At 70.6% G+C, this 17,909-nt stretch carries 15 protein-coding genes; 11 read left to right on the forward strand and 4 right to left on the reverse strand.

Features of this window, described 5'->3' with window-relative positions; all coding sequences use genetic code 11:
- Nucleotides 1–26: 26 nt before the first annotated feature.
- From ABTW64_RS12125 to ABTW64_RS12135, 3 genes are all read left to right on the forward strand, one after another.
- On the forward strand, nucleotides 27–719 hold the full coding sequence (locus tag ABTW64_RS12125; protein WP_350622727.1) for a hypothetical protein: 693 nt from the start codon (nucleotides 27–29) through the stop codon (nucleotides 717–719).
- 325 nt (nucleotides 720–1,044) lie between these two features.
- A complete protein-coding gene (locus tag ABTW64_RS12130) occupies nucleotides 1,045–3,198 on the forward strand; it encodes a DEAD/DEAH box helicase (RefSeq protein ID WP_350622729.1) in 2,154 nt (717 codons plus the stop codon).
- 67 nt (nucleotides 3,199–3,265) lie between these two features.
- The gene (locus ABTW64_RS12135) at nucleotides 3,266–4,294 is read left to right on the forward strand and encodes an ATP-dependent 6-phosphofructokinase (protein ID WP_350622731.1); all 1,029 of its coding nucleotides are present in this window, start codon (nucleotides 3,266–3,268) and stop codon (nucleotides 4,292–4,294) included.
- Nucleotides 4,295–4,541: 247 nt separating this feature from the next.
- Here the strand turns inward: ABTW64_RS12135 and ABTW64_RS12140 are convergent, their stop codons facing one another.
- Both ABTW64_RS12140 and ABTW64_RS12145 read right to left on the reverse strand, forming a co-directional pair.
- Nucleotides 4,542–5,480 carry an endonuclease domain-containing protein gene (locus tag ABTW64_RS12140; RefSeq protein ID WP_350622733.1) on the reverse strand — a complete coding sequence of 313 codons (939 nt, stop codon included), beginning with the start codon at nucleotides 5,478–5,480 and terminating at the stop codon, nucleotides 4,542–4,544.
- 331 nt (nucleotides 5,481–5,811) lie between these two features.
- On the reverse strand, nucleotides 5,812–7,977 hold the full coding sequence (locus tag ABTW64_RS12145) for a S9 family peptidase (RefSeq protein ID WP_350622735.1): 2,166 nt from the start codon (nucleotides 7,975–7,977) through the stop codon (nucleotides 5,812–5,814).
- A 184-nt stretch (nucleotides 7,978–8,161) separates the two neighbouring features.
- Here ABTW64_RS12145 and ABTW64_RS12150 point away from each other — a divergent pair, with 184 nt between their 5' ends.
- The 4 genes from ABTW64_RS12150 to ABTW64_RS12165 all read left to right on the forward strand — a co-directional run bounded on the left by ABTW64_RS12150 (nucleotide 8,162) and on the right by ABTW64_RS12165 (nucleotide 12,413).
- The gene (locus ABTW64_RS12150; protein WP_350622737.1) at nucleotides 8,162–9,586 is read left to right on the forward strand and encodes an inorganic phosphate transporter; all 1,425 of its coding nucleotides are present in this window, start codon (nucleotides 8,162–8,164) and stop codon (nucleotides 9,584–9,586) included.
- Nucleotides 9,583–9,909 carry a peptidase gene (locus ABTW64_RS12155; RefSeq protein WP_350622739.1) on the forward strand — a complete coding sequence of 109 codons (327 nt, stop codon included), beginning with the start codon at nucleotides 9,583–9,585 and terminating at the stop codon, nucleotides 9,907–9,909. The genes ABTW64_RS12150 and ABTW64_RS12155 overlap by 4 nt, the downstream gene beginning before the upstream one ends.
- A 29-nt stretch (nucleotides 9,910–9,938) precedes the next feature.
- Nucleotides 9,939–10,847: a metallophosphoesterase gene (locus ABTW64_RS12160; protein ID WP_350622741.1), complete on the forward strand. Its 909-nt coding sequence runs from the start codon at nucleotides 9,939–9,941 to the stop codon at nucleotides 10,845–10,847.
- A gap of 111 nt (nucleotides 10,848–10,958) precedes the next feature.
- Nucleotides 10,959–12,413, forward strand: coding sequence for an aspartate ammonia-lyase (locus ABTW64_RS12165; protein ID WP_350622743.1), 1,455 nt, complete (start codon nucleotides 10,959–10,961; stop codon nucleotides 12,411–12,413).
- A 131-nt stretch (nucleotides 12,414–12,544) separates the two neighbouring features.
- Here ABTW64_RS12165 and ABTW64_RS12170 read toward each other — a convergent pair whose 3' ends face one another.
- On the reverse strand, nucleotides 12,545–13,414 hold the full coding sequence (locus tag ABTW64_RS12170) for a fumarylacetoacetate hydrolase family protein (RefSeq protein ID WP_350622745.1): 870 nt from the start codon (nucleotides 13,412–13,414) through the stop codon (nucleotides 12,545–12,547).
- A 108-nt stretch (nucleotides 13,415–13,522) separates the two neighbouring features.
- Here ABTW64_RS12170 and ABTW64_RS12175 point away from each other — a divergent pair, with 108 nt between their 5' ends.
- From ABTW64_RS12175 to ABTW64_RS12185, 3 genes are all read left to right on the forward strand, one after another.
- A complete protein-coding gene (locus ABTW64_RS12175) occupies nucleotides 13,523–14,731 on the forward strand; it encodes a PrsW family intramembrane metalloprotease (RefSeq protein ID WP_350622747.1) in 1,209 nt (402 codons plus the stop codon).
- 226 nt (nucleotides 14,732–14,957) lie between these two features.
- Nucleotides 14,958–15,329: an FKBP-type peptidyl-prolyl cis-trans isomerase gene (locus tag ABTW64_RS12180; protein ID WP_350622748.1), complete on the forward strand. Its 372-nt coding sequence runs from the start codon at nucleotides 14,958–14,960 to the stop codon at nucleotides 15,327–15,329.
- A gap of 145 nt (nucleotides 15,330–15,474) precedes the next feature.
- A complete protein-coding gene (locus ABTW64_RS12185; protein WP_350622750.1) occupies nucleotides 15,475–16,023 on the forward strand; it encodes a YceI family protein in 549 nt (182 codons plus the stop codon).
- Nucleotides 16,024–16,111: 88 nt separating this feature from the next.
- Here ABTW64_RS12185 and ABTW64_RS12190 read toward each other — a convergent pair whose 3' ends face one another.
- Nucleotides 16,112–17,416, reverse strand: coding sequence for an MFS transporter (locus tag ABTW64_RS12190; RefSeq protein ID WP_350622752.1), 1,305 nt, complete (start codon nucleotides 17,414–17,416; stop codon nucleotides 16,112–16,114).
- Between the two features lie 163 nt (nucleotides 17,417–17,579).
- On the opposite strand from ABTW64_RS12190, the gene rpsO reads away from it, so the two are divergent.
- Nucleotides 17,580–17,849 carry a 30S ribosomal protein S15 gene (rpsO, locus tag ABTW64_RS12195; RefSeq protein WP_018187174.1) on the forward strand — a complete coding sequence of 90 codons (270 nt, stop codon included), beginning with the start codon at nucleotides 17,580–17,582 and terminating at the stop codon, nucleotides 17,847–17,849.
- Nucleotides 17,850–17,909: the final 60 nt, after the last annotated feature.

Consider the following 17,909-nt stretch of genomic DNA (forward strand, 5'->3'; position numbering starts at 1 on the left):
GGCGGGCGGGCGGTACGTTCGACATCATGCCGTCCGCCCGTCCCGTCGCCGCCCTCGCCCTGATCGGCGTCGGTCTCGCGCTCGCCGCGTGCCAGCCCGAGCCCGAGTCCACTCCGACCGCGACGCCCTCGGCGAGCGAGACGGCCCCGGGGCGCCCGAGCGGCAGCCCGGTGCCGAGCACGGAGCCCGAGACGACGCCCGAGCCCTCCGTGCCGGGCCCCTCGGAGTCCGCCGCCCCGCCCGCGCCCGCCCCGTCGCCGCCGGCGGATGCCGGCGGGCTTCCCGTCGACTGCGCGCACGCCTACTCGGCGCAGATGCAGGACTGGCTCTACGCCGAGTTCGGGCACCTCAACCCGCCCGACGCCAGCCGCTACCCCAGCTCGAAGGTCGCCGATCTGCTCGACGTCATCCACGGCACCCCCAACCTCACCTGCTTCTGGACGCCGCCGGGCGATCGCGCGCTCAACTCCAACGCCGCCATCATCCGGCCGCAGCACGTCGCCCTGGTGCGCGACGTGCTCGCCGCCAACTTCCCCGGATGCGATGACACGGGCCCGCAGCTGACGTGCTCGCGCCAGGGCGAGCAGATCCAGGGCGCCGTGGAGATCGAGCATGTGGTGCTGCGGGGCGACCTCCTCGTCACGACCCTCGCGCTCAACGCCGATGCGGCCCTCGTCGACGAGGCGGTCGACGACATGCTGGCGCACCTGCCGGGCTGATCCGGTCGGCCGATCGGCGTCGTCCTGGCGCCCCCATGCCGTAGACTGACTTCACAGGTTTCCGCCGTCCGTCGCGTCATCGACGTCCGAGAGCGCCGGGTCTCGACTCATTTCGCTCGCTCAACCTGGTTGCAGCGGGCAGCTCATCGCCGGCCGATGCACGTGCCCGGGCGGAGACCGCGTCTCACCGCCGCGTCGCGGAAGCGACCGGCAGTCGCGGCTCGCGACGCCGCAGCGTCGCAGATCCACGGGACGCACGCACGACTCCGATCGCCGGATGCGCCGCATCCGGTGGCACCGGACGGTCTCTACGCTCAGGAGGAGCATGCCGACCACGGCACCCGCGCGACAGCGCAAGAAGTCCTCGTCCGCGCGCCGCGACGACGAGGCCCCCCTCATCCCGATCCTCGCCCGCAAGGTGCGCGAGGTCGAGGCCAAGGCCCAGCGAGGAAAGCTCGGCCCCACCAACCGCACCAAGTTCCAGGTGATCGCGTTCCTCGTGCGCGAGGAGCGCGCCCGCGTGAAGGCCGACGGCGAGATCACCGACGCCGCGCGCGCCGAGCTGCTCAAGCGCCTCGACGGCTTGGCCACCATCCTGGCCAAGACGGCGGCGCGCGACACGTCGCTCATCCAGCTGCTCGAGGTCGACCAGGCGACGTCGCCCGTGGCGCGCCGCATGCGCCGCGACTGGCTGCTCGAGTCGGGCGCCGAGCTGCCCCCCGAGGAGCTCGTGATCGCCGATGTGAAGCCTGTCGTGCAGACCACGCTGATGCCGCCCGTCGCGACCGAGCGGCAGGTCACGCCGCCTCAGGTCGAGGCGCGCATCGAGTCGAACCCGTTCCTCGCGCCCGAGCTCGAGCGGCGTGCCACCGGTCCCGTGCCGCGCCGCCGGCTCGACGGCTGGGAGCTGATGGGACCGCTCTACAAGGCCTTCGAGCAGGGCGCGGGCGGCGGCTCGGCGACGATGGAGCTGCCCGAGGTTCCCGAGTTCGACCGCATCTCGCCCAAGGGGCTCGAGGTCATGGCGCACCAGTCGCGCTTCCTCGAGGCCGTGCGCGCGGGACACCGCACGTTCCTGCTGGCCGACGAGCCGGGCCTCGGCAAGACGGCCGAGTCGGTGCTCGCGGCGTCCGTCGCGAACGCATACCCTCTGGTGGCGGTCGTGCCCAACGTGGTCAAGATGAACTGGGCCCGCGAGGTCGAGCGCTGGACGCCCCACCGCCGTGCCACCGTGATCAACGGGGACGGCGACGACATCGACGCGTTCGCCGACGTCTTCATCATCAACTACGAGATCCTGGATCGGCATCTCGGCTGGCTGGCGAAGATCGGCCTGCGCGGCATGGTGGTCGACGAGGCGCACTTCATCAAGAACCTCACCTCGCAGCGGTCGCAGAACGTGCTCGCGCTGGCGTCGAGCATCCGGGAGTCGACCCCGGGCGGCGATCCGCTGCTGCTGGCCCTCACCGGCACGCCGCTCATCAACGATGTCGAGGATTTCGACGCGATCTGGCGCTTCCTCGGCTGGACCACGGGCGACAAGCCCGGCCCCGAGCTGATGGAGAAGCTCGACGCGACCGGTCTCACGCCTGCCGACAAGGCCTTCTATCCCGAGGCGCGCGACGCCGTGATCTCGATGGGCATCGTGCGACGCCGCAAGAAGGATGTCGCCAAGGACCTGCCCGACAAGCTGATCGCCGACCTGCCAGTGCAGCTGGACGACGAGTTCGGACGCGGCATCCGGGAAGCCGAGCGGCAGCTGGCCGAGCGTCTCGCGGCTCGCTACCGCCGCATCATCGAGGCGCGCGGCGACCGCGGTCTCGCGCCCGGCGAGATCGACGACGACATCGTGCGCCTCGTGGCACAGGGCGAGCTCGATGAGTCGAAGGCCGCCGGCACCGACGGCGACAACGTCTTCACGATGGTGCGCCGCATCGGCCAGGCGAAGGCGGGGCTCGCGGCCGACTACGCCGCCCAGCTGCAGCGCTCGGTCGGCAAGGTCGTGTTCTTCGCGAAGCACATCGACGTCATGGATCAGGCCGAGGCGCACTTCGCCGCCGTCGGCGTCAAGAGCGTGTCGGTGCGGGGCGAGCAGACCTCGACCGCGCGCCAGGAGGCGATCGACGCGTTCAACAACGATCCCGAGGTCGGCATCGCCGTCTGCTCGCTCACCGCGGCCGGCGTCGGCGTCAATCTGCAGGTCGCGTCGAACGTCGTGCTGGCCGAGCTCAGCTGGACCGCCGCCGAGCAGACGCAGGCCATCGACCGCGTGCACCGCATCGGACAGGATGAGCCCGTGACCGCGTGGCGCATCATCGCCGCCCACACGATCGACAGCAAGATCGCCGAGCTCATCGACCAGAAGCAGGGCCTCGCCGCCCGCGCGCTGGACGGCGAGGCGGTCGACCCCACCTCGAGCGACTCGGTGCAGCTGGCGGCGCTCATGCACGTGCTGCGAGGAGCCCTGGGCGCCGACTGACGCGTGTCGCGAGGGTCGATCGGCATACCGCCCGTCGGCCCTCGCCGCATCGCCTAGTGTCGGATCCATGAAGATCGGAATCCTCACGTCCGGAGGTGATTGCCCCGGACTGAATGCGGTCATCCGCGGCATCGTCCTCAAGGGCACCACCACCTACGACCTGGAGTTCGTGGGCATCCGCGACGGCTGGCGCGGCGTCGTCGAAGCGGACTTCTTCCGCCTGACCCGTCACGAGGTCAAGGGCCTCGCGAAGGTCGGCGGCACCATCCTCGGCACCAGCCGCACGAACCCGTACGAGGGGGAGCGCGGCGGGGCCGAGAACATCAAGGCGACGCTCGCCGAGCACGGCATCGACGGCATCATCGCGATCGGCGGCGAGGGCACGCTCGCAGCCGCCGATCGGCTGTCGAAGGACGGCATCAACGTGTTCGGCGTGCCGAAGACCATCGACAACGACCTCGGGGCGACCGACTACTCGTTCGGCTTCGACACGGCCGTCAACATCGCGACCGAGGCGATGGACCGGCTGCGCACCACGGGCGACTCGCACCAGCGCTGCATGGTCGCCGAGGTGATGGGGCGCCACGTCGGATGGATCGCCCTGCACGCCGGCATGGCGGCGGGCGCGCACATCATCTGCATCCCCGAGGTGCCGCTGTCGATCGAGGAGATCTGCGAGCACGTGACCTCGGCGTTCGAGCGCGGCCGCGCCCCGCTCGTCGTGGTGTCCGAGGGCTTCAAGCTCAAGGGCCAGGAGGAGGCCTACAGCGACAAGGGCCTCGACGCGTTCAACCGCCCGCGCCTGGGCGGCATCAGCGAGGTGCTGGCCCCGGAGATCGAGCGCATCACCGGCATCGAGACCCGCGCGACCGTGCTCGGCCACATCCAGCGCGGCGGATCGCCGTCCGGCTTCGACCGCGTGCTCGCCACGCGCCTCGGGCTGCATGCGGCCGACGCCATGGTCGAGCAGGCCTGGGGCCAGATGGTCGCGCTGCGCGGAACCGAGATCGTGCGAGTGCCCTTCGCCGAGGCGCTCGGCGAGCTCCACACCGTGCCCCGCACGCGCTACGACGAGGCGGCCGCCCTCTTCGGGTGACCCCTTCCTGATCCGCTGATACGAAGACCCCTCTGATACGAAGACCCCTCGGTGCGTGCGGCGCCGAGGGGTCTTCGGCCCGTGCGGGGCCCGTGTCCCAGTTGTGGCCCGTTTGCGGTGGCCCGTGTCCCAGTTGTGGCCCGTTTGCGGTGCCCCGTGTCCCAGTTGTGGCCCGTTTGCGGTGCCCCGTGTCCCAGTTGTGGCCTGAATCGACGCGGGTATCGGGCCGCAAGTGGGACACGCTCGGTCAGCCATGCCAGCCGCACTCGCGCAGCGCGTCTCGGACCATGGCCACGGCGGCGGGCCGGCGCCCGCGGAGGTGGTGACGGAGCAGCCGCACGAGCGTCCATCCGGTCCTGCGGATCGCGTCCCAGCGGTCGGCGTCCCGGGCGAACTGCTCGGGATCGGCGTGGCCCCGACCGTCGTACTCGACCGCCAGTCCGTACTGCGGGTAGGCCATGTCCAACCGAGCGACGAACCGTCCTCGGGCATCGACGAGGCGGTGCTGGAGCACGGGCTCGGGCAGCCCCGCGCGCGTGATGATCAGCCGGGATCGCGTCTCGCCGGGCGACTCGGCCCCGACCCGCGCTTCCTGCAGCGCACGCGTGAGGCGTCCGCCGGGCACGTCGCCCATCAGCTCGACCTCCGCGGCGAGCTCGTCGATCGCCGCGAGCCGGTGCTCGCGCAGCACGAGCGAGTCCGCAGCGGCGATCAGGTCATCCAGCGTCCACAGCGTTCCGGCCTGCCGCCACGCTCGCACGGCGTTCTCCACACGGAAGCCCTCGGGTGTGATGATCCATGCGGGTTCCCTCGCCTGCAGCCTGTGGCCGATCACGCCCTCGATCCGCGGCTCGCGGCGCGGTCGGTGCGCCGAGACGTGCAGGCCGACTGCACGGGGCAGGTCCGGCAGCGCCGCGCCGTGCAGTGCCAGCGCCGTCTCGTGGCTGTAGAACTGCCACTCCTTGAGGCGGGGCGCGTATCTCCATCCCGCCTCCGCCACTTCTCGCCTTCGGCGGTCATCCTGAGCCGCGAACATCTCGGGCGGATCCCCGGTGATCCGGACGCCGCGGAACGGCGCCTCGAGATCAGCGGCACGCAGGCGCTTGCGGGGGATCCCGCGGGCCACCGCGTCGGCGACGTGAAAGCGGCGGGGGACACCAGGGGGCAGGGGAGAGGGCGTGCGCATGTGGGCGATCCTGTCTCGGGCAGGACGAGCGGATGCCGGGGAATCGCCTCGGGGGATGGCTGCCGCGATGCGGAGACCTGTGGACGACCGGCAGGTGGCGTCATGCCCTGGCGCACTGTGCTCGCGCCTCGGCGAGCTCGCCGTCTGGTGAGGTCTTCGCCCACCGTGTCCCACTTGTGGCCCGAGGGGGATGTGGAAAGGGGCCACAAGTGGGACACGCCGCCAGGGTGAGGGGCCACAACTGGGACACGCCGCCAGGGTGAGGGGCCACAACTGGGACATGCGCCCACGCGCCTGCGCCCAATCCGCGCCGGGCGCAGTCACGCGCCGCTCAGGCGTCGGCGACGCCCAGCACGTCGAACAGCCAGGCGAGCTGGAAGGCCCGCTCACGCCACGAGTTGTAGCGGCCGCTCACGCCGCCGTGACCGGCGACCATCTCGCACCTGAACAGCGCGTCCGCGCCCACGTCGCGCAGGCGCGCCACCCACTTGGCAGGCTCGACGTAGAGCACGCGTGTATCGTTCAGCGACGTCATCGCCAGGATGCGCGGGTACGTGACGCCCTCGCGCACGTTCTCGTACGGCGTGTACGACTTCATGTACTCGTACACGTCGGGGTGGTGCAGCGGGTCGCCCCACTCGTCCCACTCGATCACCGTCAGCGGCAGCGAGGGATCCAGGATGGTCGTCAGCGCGTCGACGAACGGCACGTCGGCGAGCACCCCGGCGAACAGCTCGGGGGCCAGGTTCGCGATCGCGCCCATCAGCAGGCCGCCCGCGGATCCGCCCTCGGCGACCATGCGATCCGGCGTCGTGTACCGGTTCTCGACCAGGTGGCGCGCGACGTCCACGAAGTCGGTGAAGGTGTTGCGCTTGGCGAGGAGCTTGCCGTCCTCGTACCACTGCCGACCCATCTCGCCGCCCCCGCGCACGTGCGCCACGGCGAACACCACGCCACGGTCGAGCTCCGACAGACGCGCCACCGAGAAGGACGGGTCGATCGAGTGCTCGTACGAGCCGTAGCCGTACAGGTGCACGGGCCGGATGGACGTGCCCGGCTCGCCGAACGACCGCTTCCACACGAGCGACACGGGAATGCGCGTGCCGTCCTGCGCGGGCGCCCACAGGCGGGCCTGCCCGTACTCCGCCGGGTCGTAGCCGCCGAGCACCTCGACCTGGCGACGCAGGATGAGCTCGCCCGGCGCGCCGTCGCGCACGATGTCCGGATCGGCGTCGGGCAGCACGTACTCGAACACCGAGCCCGGGGTCGTGAACGAGCCGTACCCGATGCGCAGCACGGGCGGAGCCCACTCCGGGTTGCCGCTCAGACCCGCGGCGTAGAGCGGCTCATCGAACGCGATCTCAGTGAGGGCGTGCGTGCGGTAGTCGAGCAGCGCCAGGCGCGGCAGGCCCTCGCGGCGGTACTCGACCACCGCGAAGTCGCGGAAGCAGTCGACGTCGAGCAGGCGGCGGCCCGGCTCGTGCGCCAGCACGGTCTCGACGACGTCCGGCGCGCCGACGCGGGCCCGCACCAGCTCGAAGTCGAGCGCGCCGTCGTTGTGCAGGATGTAGAGCCAGTCCTCGCCGTCGATCACGGCATGGTCGACGCCGTACTCGACGCCCTCGCGCCGCGGCCACACCACCTGCGGCTTCGCGTCGGGGTCGTCGGCCACGGTGGCGGCGTCGAGCAGCGCGACCTCGCTCGTGATGCTCGAGCCCGACTCGACCACCAGGAACCGGTCGCTGCGCGTGACGCCGGCACCGACCCAGAAGCGGTCGTCGTCGTCGCGGTAGATCTCGCGATCGGCGTCGCGCCCGGCGGTGCCGACGGGGTGCAGCCACGCGCGGTCGGGGCGCCAGGCGTCGTCCACCGTGGTGTAGACCACGTGGGTGCCACCGGGAAGGAAGTGCGCGCCCGAGAACGTGCCCTCCAGCAGGTCGGGCAGGATGTCGCCCGTGGCGAGGTCCTTGATCCGGATCGTGTAGCGCTCGTCGCCTGCCACGTCGACGCCCCAGAGCATGAGCGTGCCGTCGTTGGAGACGTCGAACGAGCCGAGCGAGAAGAACTCGTGCCCCTCGGCCTCGGCGTTCGCGTCGAGCAGGATCTGCTCGCCCGGCACCGCGACCTCGGGCCGGAGGACGGGCGGCGTCCAGTCATCCGGGCCCGAGATCGGGGCGCGGCACTGGATGCCGTACTGCTTCCCCTCGACGGTGCGACCGTAGTACCACCAGGCGCCGCGCCGGCTCGGCAGGCTCAGGTCGGTCTCGCGCACGCGGCTCTTGATCTCCTGGAACACCCGCTCACGCAGCGGCTCGAGGTGCGCCAGCGCCGCGTCGGTGTGCGCGTTCTCGGCCTCGAGGTGTGCGATCACCTCGGGGTCGTCCTTCGCCCGCAGCCACTCGTAGGGATCCTCGAACGCATCGCCGTGGTGCGTGCGGATCACGGGGCGCCGCGCGGGGCGCGGAACGGGAATCGTCTCGGGCGCGTTCGGGGTCATCCGATAACGCTATCTGCCGCGCTGCGCCCCTCGGCGAAGCGGGAGACGCCGGCGCGCGGTTTGACCGGTCGGCCCGGCGATGCGAGGATCATTGACTGTCTGGTTGCCAGACCGTGAACACTCGGCGAACTCTTCGTTCGCCCCTGTCGGATCCATCGGATCCCCGCAGCACGGAAGGCGGACGGTGGAAACCGCAGCCCTCATCGTCGCGCTGGTCATCGCACTGGCGCTCTTCTTCGACTTCACCAACGGATTCCACGACACCGCCAACGCGATGGCCACGCCCATCGCGACCGGCGCTCTCAAGCCCAAGGCCGCCGTGGCGCTGGCGGCCATCCTGAATCTCGTCGGCGCGTTCCTCTCGACGGAGGTCGCCAAGACGATCTCCGGCGGCATGATCCGCGAGGATCAGATCTCGGGCGACGTGTTCCCCTCGCTGATCTTCGCCGGACTCATCGGAGCCATCACGTGGAACATGCTCACGTGGCTGCTCGGTCTGCCGTCGAGCTCGTCGCACGCGCTGTTCGGCGGTCTGATCGGCGCCACGATCGTCGGCTTCGGCATGCAGGGCATCGACTTCGGGGTGGTGGTGTCGAAGGTCGTGCTGCCGGCGCTGCTCGCGCCCCTCACCGCCGGCATCATCGCCTATGCCGTCACCAAGATCGCGTACGCCGTGACCCGCCGGTACGACGGCAAGCCGGACGGACGCGACGGCTTCCGATGGGGACAGATCTTCACGTCGTCGCTGGTCGCGCTCGCACACGGCACGAACGACGCGCAGAAGACCATGGGCGTCATCACCCTCGCGCTCATCGCGGCAGGATGGCAGTCGGCCGAGCATCACGAGCCGCAGCTGTGGGTCGTCTTCTCCGCGGCCGCCGCGATCGCCCTCGGCACGTACGTCGGCGGATGGCGCATCATCCGCACGCTCGGCAAGGGACTCACCGACGTCAAGCCGGCGCAGGGCTTCGCGGCCGAGACGTCGACGGCCGCGACGATCCTCGCGTCGAGCCACCTCGGCTTCGCCCTGTCGACCACCCAGGTGGCGTCGGGCTCGGTCATCGGCTCGGGCCTGGGCCGACGCGGTTCGGAGGTGCGCTGGCGCACCGTCGGCCGCATCATGGTCGGCTGGCTGCTGACGCTCCCCGCCGCCGGCGCTGTGGGCGCGCTCGCCGCGCTGCTCGTGGTGTGGAGCGAGTCGGCGGGCATGGGCATGCTGGGCGTCGGCATCGACGCCGTGATCGCACTCGTGATCATCCTGGGGCTCTTCCTCCGGTCGCGCCGCGACGAGGTGCACGCCGGCAACGCGATGAGCGAGGTGGCGGAGTCGGGCATGGCGGTCAAGCTCGAGGAGAACCCCCCGCCCACGCGCCGTCAGCGCCGCGTGCTCGCCGAGCGTGCACGCCAGGAGGCCGCCGTGCGCGCCGCTGAGGCGGCCGCCGAGCGCGCGGCCGAGAAGGCCGCCGCCAAGGCGGTCGCGGCGGCGCTGGCCAAGGAGAGACTCGCCGCGTCGCAGGCGAAGGTCGAGCGCGCGGATCGTGCCGCCACGTCGAAGAAGGCCAAGCAGGACGCGAAGCCCAAGCCGAAGTCGAAGGGGAAGACGAAATGACCATCGACTGGGGCGCCTTCCTGCAGGTGTTCGTCGCCGCTCTGCTGGCGGCGGTGGTCGTCGTCGGCTTCTACGCGCTGGGGCTGCGCATGCTCGCCCGGAGCGGACGGATCCCTGTGGTCGCGCCCGTCACCTTCACCGACGCCATCACGGTGCTGTCTCCCAAGCAGCTCAAGCGCGCCGAGAAGGCCGCGGCCAAGGCGGCTGCCAAGAGCCCGCTCACGGAGGGCGAGAAGCGCGCCTCCGTGTTCGCGGCCTACGCGTGCTTCGCCGTCTGCGCGCTGGCGGTCGTCGCGGGCATCCTGCTGATCGTCCTCGGCTGAGCCCGGGCTCCCGGCTTAGTGTGGGAGGCATGCAGCTCGGTCAGCATGCGCCCGCGCGCCGCACGATCGTCCATCTGAGCGACACGCACCTGCTGGGCGGCAACCGCCCCCTCAGCGGGCGGTTCGACACCGAGGGCAACCTCTCGCGCACGCTGGCCCGCCTCGAGCTGCTGGCGGATCGGGGCGCCGCCGTCGACGCCCTGGTGTTCACAGGAGACCTGACCGACCTGGGCGAGCCCGAGGCGTACATGCGCCTGCGAGAACTGGTGGAGCCGGTCGCGCGGCGCCTGGGCGCCCCGATCGCGTGGGTCGCGGGCAACCACGACGAGCGGCCCGAGATGCGGCGCGACCTGCTGGGTCTGAGCGCCGACCAGCAGCCGATCACGGGCGTGTGGGATCTCGGCGGGCTGCGGCTGATCGCGCTGGACAGCTCGGTGCCGGGGTGGCACCACGGCGAGATCGACGCCGCGCAGCGTGCGTGGCTGGCCGAGGTGCTGGCGACGCCGGCGCCGCTCGGCACGATCATCGCCCTGCACCACCCGCCCCTGCCGAGTCACGTGCCGCTGTTCGACATCCTGGAGCTGCGCGAGCAGGCGGCGCTGGCCGAGGTGCTGACGGGAACCGATGTGCGGGCGATTCTGGCGGGGCACCTGCACTACTCCATGAGCGGCACGTTCGCCGGCATCCCCGTGAGCGTCGCGTCGGCATCCTGCTACACGATGGATGTCGCACGCCCACCGCTGAGCGTGAACGGGATGGACGCGGGCCAGTCGTTCCACCTCGTGCACGTGTACGACGCGACGATCACGCACACGGTCGTGCCGGTCGAGGCCGACGACCCGGCCGCGTTCTTCACGCCCGGGTGGTACGACCGGATGGCGCAGCTGACCCCCCAGCAGCGCCTGGAGGCGTTCTCGCGCAAGCCGCCTCGGGGATGAGCGCCGGGCCGCTTAGGCTCGACAGGACGCCCCGTCGACGTGGACGGGGCTGGCCGCCGCGACACGACCGCGCTGCGGCCCTCACGCCGCGACACACCCACAAGGAGAACGATGGCTGACGATCAGGCCGCCCGGATCGAGACCGATTCGCTGGGATCGATGGAGATCCCTGCGCACGTGCACTGGGGCATCCACACGGCCCGTGCCCTCGAGAACTTCGACGTCTCCAAGCGCCCCATCTCGGTCTACGCCGAGCTGGTGGTCGCGCTCGCGATGGTCAAGCAGGCAGCGGCGCGCGCGAACCGCGAGATCGGCGTGCTCGAGCCCGCGAAGGCCGAGCTGATCGACCGCGCCGCGCAGCGGGTGATCGACGGCGAGTTCCACGACCAGTTCGTGGTGGGCGTGATCCAGGGCGGCGCCGGCACGTCGACCAACATGAACGCGAACGAGGTCATCACCAACATCGCGCTCGAGATGGCGGGCCGAGACAAGGGCGACTACGCGTTCCTGTCGCCGATCGATCACACCAACCGCAGCCAGTCGACGAACGACGTGTACCCCACGGCGATCAAGGTCGGCATCTCGCTCGTGCACACTTCGCTGCTCGAGGAGCTCGACCTGCTGCGGCGCGCGTTCCTCGCGAAGTCGCGCGAGTTCCACGATGTGCTGAAGGTCGGCCGCACGCAGCTGCAGGATGCCGTGCCGATGACGCTCGGCCAGGAGTTCCACGGGTTCGCCACGACGCTGGGGGAGGACTATCAGCGTCTCGCCGAGAACTCGTCGCTTCTCACCGAGATCAATCTCGGTGCCACGGCGATCGGCACCGGCGTCACCGCGCCGCAGGGCTACTCGGAGGCCGTGCGTCGCCACCTGAGCGAGATCTCGGGCCTGCCGTTGACGACCGCGACCGACCTCGTCGAGGCGACGAGTGACACGGGCGCCTTCATGTCGTTCTCGTCGTCGCTCAAGCGCAACGCCATGAAGCTCTCGAAGATCTGCAACGACCTGCGGCTGCTGTCGTCGGGCCCGCAGGCGGGGCTGGGCGAGATCAACCTGCCCGCACGCCAGGCGGGGTCGAGCATCATGCCCGGCAAGGTGAATCCGGTCATCCCGGAGGTCGTCAACCAGGTGGCGTTCGCGGTGGCCGGCGCCGACATGACCGTGACCATGGCGGCCGAGGCGGGCCAGCTGCAGCTGAACGCGTTCGAGCCGGTGATCGCCCACTCCATCCTGCAGTCGATCACGTGGATGCGGCAGGGCATGCGCACGCTGCGCGTGAACTGCGTCGACGGCATCACCGCCAACCGCGAGCGCCTGGGTGCCATGGTCGGATCGTCGGTGGGCGTGATCACGGCGCTGACGCCGTTCATCGGCTACGCGGCCGCGGCGGCGCTCGCCAAGACGGCCCTGCTGACGAACCGCAACGTGGCCGATCTGGTCGTCGAGGCGGGGCTCATGGATCGCGCCGAGGTCGAGAAGCAGCTCTCGCCCGCTCGCCTGTCGGGCATCGAGGCGATCACCGCCGCGATCCCGGTGATCTCGCCGGAGGATCTGCCGACGTCATGACGTCCGGATGACGGAAGGGCCGCCCCGTGGGGCGGCCCTTCGCCGTGAAGTCGGTCGGTCATCCGGCCCACTCGACGTCGGTCGGTCATCCGGCCCACGCGACGTCAGTCGGTCATCCGGCCCGCTCGACGTCAGTCGGTCATCCGACAGTGCGTCGTGAGCTCGCCGATACCGTCGATGCCGACGGTCACGGTTGAGCGGTCGCGCATCAGCACCTGCGGGGTGCGCGAGTACCCGGATCCGCCGGGGCTGCCGGTCGAGATCAGCGTGCCAGGCAGCAGCGTGATGCCGTGCGACAGGTGCGCGATGAGCTTGGCCACCGAGCGCACCATGGTGCCCGTGCTGGCATCCTGCATGGTGTGCCCGTCGAGCACGGTCCAGATGTGCAGGTCCTGCGGGTCGGGGATCTCGTCGGCCGTGACCACGTAGGGACCGACGGGGGTGAAGCCGTCGAACGACTTGGCGCGGCTCCACTGGGCCTCGGAGTACTGCACGTTGCGCGCGGTGATGTCGTTCACCACGGTGTAGCCGAAGACGTAGTCGAGCGCGTCCTCCTCGCTCACGTCGCGCGCCGGCCGGCCGATGATCACGCCGAGCTCGGCTTCGTAGTCGACTGCCTCGCTGAGCGAGCGCGACCACGTCACGGTTGCTTCGTGGGCCGCGATGGAGTTCGGCCAGAGGGTGAAGACGGTGGGGGTGTCGTCGCTCTTCAGGTTGAGCTCGCCGGCGTGCGCCGAGTAGTTCAGGCCCACGGCCATGATCGTCGGCGGCGTGAGCACCGCGGGGCCGAAGACGACGTCGGCGATCGCGATCCGCTCGCCCGTGTGGCGCGATGCGGCATCCCGCACGGCCTCCTGCAGCGTGTCGCCCGCCGCGATGAGCTGCTCCAGCGTGCGGGGACCGTCGGGAAGCAGGGTGGGCACCGGGATCGCGCCGGATCCGTCGACGAGAGCGAGAGTGGGGGAGTCGTCTCCAGGCAGCACGACGTGGGCGAAACGCATGTGCTCCAGGCTACCGGCGCCACCGAGGGGGCCTGTGCCGTGGGCCCCAATATGATGGTCGCGACGCGCCGCCGACCCGACAGCGGATGCGCGGAACGGGGGAGAGACATGACCGACGGCACCGAGCTGAACCCGCCTCGCCAGGGGCGGTTCCCGAGCCCGCTCGCTCAGCCCGAGTACGGCGCGGGCGCCGCGATCGCTCCCGCTCCCCCCGCGGTCGCGCCGCTGCCGGACCTGCCGTCGCGGGGTCGCGTCGCGCCCGGGTGGCTGTGGATCGTGCTCGGCGTGCTGCTGCTCGGTCTCGGCGTCTACTTCGCCGGCATGATCGGCGTCGCACCCTCGCTGATCGGATTCATCGCGGCGCTGTTCCCGTACGCCGTCGTGCTCGGCACGGTGGTGGTGATCGACCGGTGGGAGCCCGAGCCGAAGGGGCTCGTGTTCTTCGCGCTGGCCTGGGGCGGCATCGCCTCGATCGCGCTCACCCTGATCTTCGGGCTCCCGTTCACGATCCTCACGATCATGCTGGGCGCCCCCGACTACTGGGGTGCGGTGGTGCAGGCACCGCTCATGGAGGAGTTCTTCAAGGTGGCGGGCCTCGTGCTGCTGCTCTGGATCGGCCGCCGTGCGTTCGACGGTCCCGTCGACGGCATCGTGTACGGGGCGATGATCGGGGCGGGGTTCGCCTTCACCGAGAACATCCAGTACTTCGCCGGTGCGGTGGTCGAGGGCGGCTTCGAGCAGCTGGCTCAGCTCTTCGTGCTGCGGGGCGTGATGTCGCCCTTCTGCCACTCGATGTTCACGGCGGTGGCGGGCTACATGATCGGCCGCGCGGTGCGCGACGGCGCCGGCCCCGGTCGCCGGCTGGCGTACGGCGCGCTCGGCTACGCCGGCGCCGTGCTGCTGCACGCGGTGTGGAACGGCGGTGCCACCTTCGCGGTCGACGGCGACGCGTGGGGCACGTTCTACCTGTTCCAGATGGCGCTGTTCGCGCTGTTCATCGTGGGCATCGTGCTGCTGCGCCGCGAGGAGAGGCGCCTCACGCGTGAGCGGCTGGGCGACTACGCCGCCGCGGGGTGGTTCACGCCGCAGGAGGTCGACATGCTGGCGACTCCCGCCGGGCGCCGCACCGGGCGGCAGTGGGCCGCGCACCTGCCCGGCGACCGTCGCGGGCTCATGACGTCGTTCATCCGCGACGCCGCGTCGCTCGCCGCCGCTCGTCAGCGCGCGGTCTCGGGTCGCGACCCGCAGGCCGCGCAGGATGAGCACGTGCTGCTCGCGCGCATCACCGAGACGCGGCGGCAGCTGCTGTCGAGCTGAGCGGTCCCGTGGACGGAGTGCGCGTCGCGGACGCCGTCTCGCGTCGCGGCTGTTGACACGGCCGGGCGCGCAGGAGCATCCTGATGGCAGATCAACTCAGCGCCCGGAAGACTCGCAGGCATCGCCGCGGCCCGGGCGCTGAGTCTTTGGGGCAGGTCCTGCCGTGACGCGAAGCGGATGGCACCTCGGCGAGATCTCGCACCGCATCTGTGATGGGATGGATGCCATGAGCGCAGATCGCAGCAAGCCCGAGTTCGACGCACCCCAGGGCCCGGCGCCCTCCGAGCTGGTCATCCGCGACATCATCACGGGGGACGGAGCCGAGGCCAAGCCGGGCGACACCGTCACCGTGCACTACGCGGGTGTCGAGTACGAGACCGGCGAGGAGTTCGACTCGTCGTGGAACCGCGGCGAGAGCATCCAGTTCCCGCTGCGCGGCCTGATCCAGGGCTGGCAGGACGGCATCCCGGGCATGAAGGTCGGCGGCCGTCGCGAGCTGGTCATCCCGCCGCACCTCGCGTACGGCCCCGCCGGCGCGGGCCACTTCCTGAGCGGCAAGACCCTCATCTTCATCATCGACCTGATCGACGTGGCCTGAGCCTGCTCGAATCCATGAGGCGCCCTCCACCGCGGAGGGCGCCTCGTCGTTTCCGCAGGATTCACCCGCCGTGCGGGAATATATGCACGTGCATGGGTATTGTTCTCGGTACACCGCCGTCACGGCACTGACTTCGAGGAGAAGAATGACCATCGAGATCCCCGGCTACCGCCCCGGCACCTACGTGCTCGACCCGTCGCACAGCGAGGTCGGCTTCAGTGTCCGCCACATGATGATCTCCAAGGTGAAGGGCAGCTTCCACGTGATCGAGGGCGCGATCGTCGCCCCCGAGAACCCGCTCGAGGCGAAGGTCACGGCCAAGGCCGATGTCGCCTCGATCAACACCAAGGACGAGGGGCGCGACCAGCACCTGCGCTCGGCCGACTTCTTCGACGCCGAGAGCCACCCCGAGATCACATTCGTCTCGACGGGCGTGCGCGCGAACGACGGCGACTTCCTCGTCGATGGCGACCTGACGATCAAGGGCATCACCAAGCCCGTCACGTTCACGGTGGAGTTCGGCGGCTTCGGCGCCGACCCGTGGGGCAACTACAAGGCCGGCGCCACCGGCACCGCCACGATCGACCGCGAGGAGTTCGGCCTGACCTGGAACGCCGCGCTCGAGACCGGCGGCGTGCTGGTCGGCAAGGACGTCACGATCACCCTCGACCTGCAGGGCGCTCTGCAGGCCTGAGCCGGTTTCTCGTTGCCCCGAGCTGTCGCTTCTCTGCGGCAGCTCGGGGCAACGGCCGTTTCAGGGCGCAGGGTTCAGGGCGCAGGGTTCAGGGCGCAGGGTTCTCGGCGTCGTAGGCGCGGAAGCGCGTGGCGAAGCGCAGGATGACGCCCACGATCACGATGATCGCCACCCCGCCCGCGAGCGGCGGGAACCAGAGGGCGACGGCCGAGAGGGTGCCGGTGAAGAATGCGCCGATGCGCGGCCCGCCGGCCACCACGACCATGAAGATGCCCTGCAGGCGACCGCGCACGGCGTCGGGAACGGCGGCCTGCAGCATGGTCTGCCGGAAGATCGCGCTGATGTTGTCGGCCGCGCCCGTGAGGGCCAGGCACACGCACGCGAGCACGATCAGCAGGATGTCCGGATGCGCCGCGTCCACGCGCTCGGCGGGGGTCCATCCGAGCGCCGCTGCCAGCAGCACCAGGCCGAACAGGCCGGTCGCGAGGCCGAACGCCTGGATCGCGCGCGCGATGCCGACTCCTTGACGCCGGACCGCGCCGACCCGGCCCGAGAACAGGCTCGACACGAGCACCCCCACGGCGATCGCGGCCATCAGGATGCCCGATGTCACCTCGCCGCCGCCCAGCAGCAGCACGCCCAGCGCCGGGAACAGGGCGATGGGCTGGCCGAACGTCATCGCGATGATGTCGAGGATGAACTGCATCCGGATGTTCGGGGCGACCTTCAGGAACGCCAGGCCGTCCACGATCGACTTGAGCCCGGGTCGGTCGGTCTGCCCCTCGGGCGCGAGCCGGGGGAGCGTCGCGAGCCCGAGGAACAGCGACAGGGTCAGCACGGCGTCGATCGTGTAGGTGATCGGGTAGCTGAAGGCGGCCACCAGCACGCCGCCGAGCGCCGGGCCCGCCATCACCATGACGCCGGTCGTGATGCCGGTGAGCGCGGCCGCGGCCGGGATGAGCTCTCGGCCCACGAGCTTGGGCGTCATCGCAGCCTTGGTCGCCGATGCGACCGTGCTGGCCGATGAGTTCACGACCGAGAGGCCGTAGAGCCACCATTCGTTGACGTTGCCCGTCCAGGCCAGCACGGCGAGCAGCACCGTGGCGCCCCAGCCGATCGACGCGGCGATGAGCGCCACGGCGCGGCGGTCGAAGTGGTCGGCGAGCATTCCGCCGTAGAGGCCCGCCACGATCATCGGCAGCAGTCCCGCCACGGCGATCATCGAGACCGCGAAGGTGTCGTGCGTGAGCGCGAACATGTGCAGCATCACGGCCGTGATGGTGAGCTGGGCGCCGAGGCCGCCCAGCAGGGTGCCGATCCACAGGCGAGCGAACGGGGGGCTCTGGGTCAGGGGGCGCAGATCGATGAAGTGGCTGCGGGTGGGGCGTGGCACGGATCGACCCTAGTGTGCGCGCGGACCGCTGCCGCCGCCACGGCGCCGCAGGCGCCCGATCACTGGTAAACTCTCGTAGTTGCCGTTCGATCGGCCGCGGATAAAGAGAGCTCACGCATCAGGCGTGGAGCGCCGCGCAATGAGGAGAAAGGGGATCGGTTCTATGGCACTGGAAGCAGACGTCAAGAAGGCGATCATCGAAGAGTACGCGACGCACCCCGGTGACACCGGTTCCCCCGAGGTGCAGGTCGCGATGCTGACGCAGCGCATCAAGGACCTCACCGAGCACCTCAAGGAGCACAAGCACGACCACCACTCGCGTCGTGGCCTGTTCCTGCTCGTCGGTCAGCGCCGCCGCCTGCTGGGTTACCTGCAGGACGTCGACATCAACCGCTACCGCTCGCTCATCGAGCGTCTCGGCCTCCGCCGATAAGCGCGAGTCGATAGGCAACGCCACCAGCGTTCAATCGTCTTCTCGAAGGCCCGTCCCAGG

Source organism: Microbacterium sp. NPDC096154 (assembly GCF_040302945.1).
GTDB lineage: Bacteria > Actinomycetota > Actinomycetes > Actinomycetales > Microbacteriaceae > Microbacterium.

What these genes read in the sequence shown, in the direction of transcription:
- ABTW64_RS12125 (WP_350622727.1), top strand. Translation starts at nt 27, where the DNA reads ATGCCGTCCGCCCGTCCCGTCGCCGCCCTCGCCCTGATCGGCGTCGGT.
- ABTW64_RS12130 (WP_350622729.1), top strand. Translation starts at nt 1,045, where the DNA reads ATGCCGACCACGGCACCCGCGCGACAGCGCAAGAAGTCCTCGTCCGCG.
- ABTW64_RS12135 (WP_350622731.1), top strand. Translation starts at nt 3,266, where the DNA reads ATGAAGATCGGAATCCTCACGTCCGGAGGTGATTGCCCCGGACTGAAT.
- ABTW64_RS12140 (WP_350622733.1), bottom strand. Translation starts at nt 5,480, where the DNA reads ATGCGCACGCCCTCTCCCCTGCCCCCTGGTGTCCCCCGCCGCTTTCAC.
- ABTW64_RS12145 (WP_350622735.1), bottom strand. Translation starts at nt 7,977, where the DNA reads ATGACCCCGAACGCGCCCGAGACGATTCCCGTTCCGCGCCCCGCGCGG.
- ABTW64_RS12155 (WP_350622739.1), top strand. Translation starts at nt 9,583, where the DNA reads ATGACCATCGACTGGGGCGCCTTCCTGCAGGTGTTCGTCGCCGCTCTG.
- ABTW64_RS12160 (WP_350622741.1), top strand. Translation starts at nt 9,939, where the DNA reads ATGCAGCTCGGTCAGCATGCGCCCGCGCGCCGCACGATCGTCCATCTG.
- ABTW64_RS12165 (WP_350622743.1), top strand. Translation starts at nt 10,959, where the DNA reads ATGGCTGACGATCAGGCCGCCCGGATCGAGACCGATTCGCTGGGATCG.
- ABTW64_RS12170 (WP_350622745.1), bottom strand. Translation starts at nt 13,414, where the DNA reads ATGCGTTTCGCCCACGTCGTGCTGCCTGGAGACGACTCCCCCACTCTC.
- ABTW64_RS12175 (WP_350622747.1), top strand. Translation starts at nt 13,523, where the DNA reads ATGACCGACGGCACCGAGCTGAACCCGCCTCGCCAGGGGCGGTTCCCG.
- ABTW64_RS12180 (WP_350622748.1), top strand. Translation starts at nt 14,958, where the DNA reads ATGAGCGCAGATCGCAGCAAGCCCGAGTTCGACGCACCCCAGGGCCCG.
- ABTW64_RS12185 (WP_350622750.1), top strand. Translation starts at nt 15,475, where the DNA reads ATGACCATCGAGATCCCCGGCTACCGCCCCGGCACCTACGTGCTCGAC.
- rpsO (WP_018187174.1), top strand. Translation starts at nt 17,580, where the DNA reads ATGGCACTGGAAGCAGACGTCAAGAAGGCGATCATCGAAGAGTACGCG.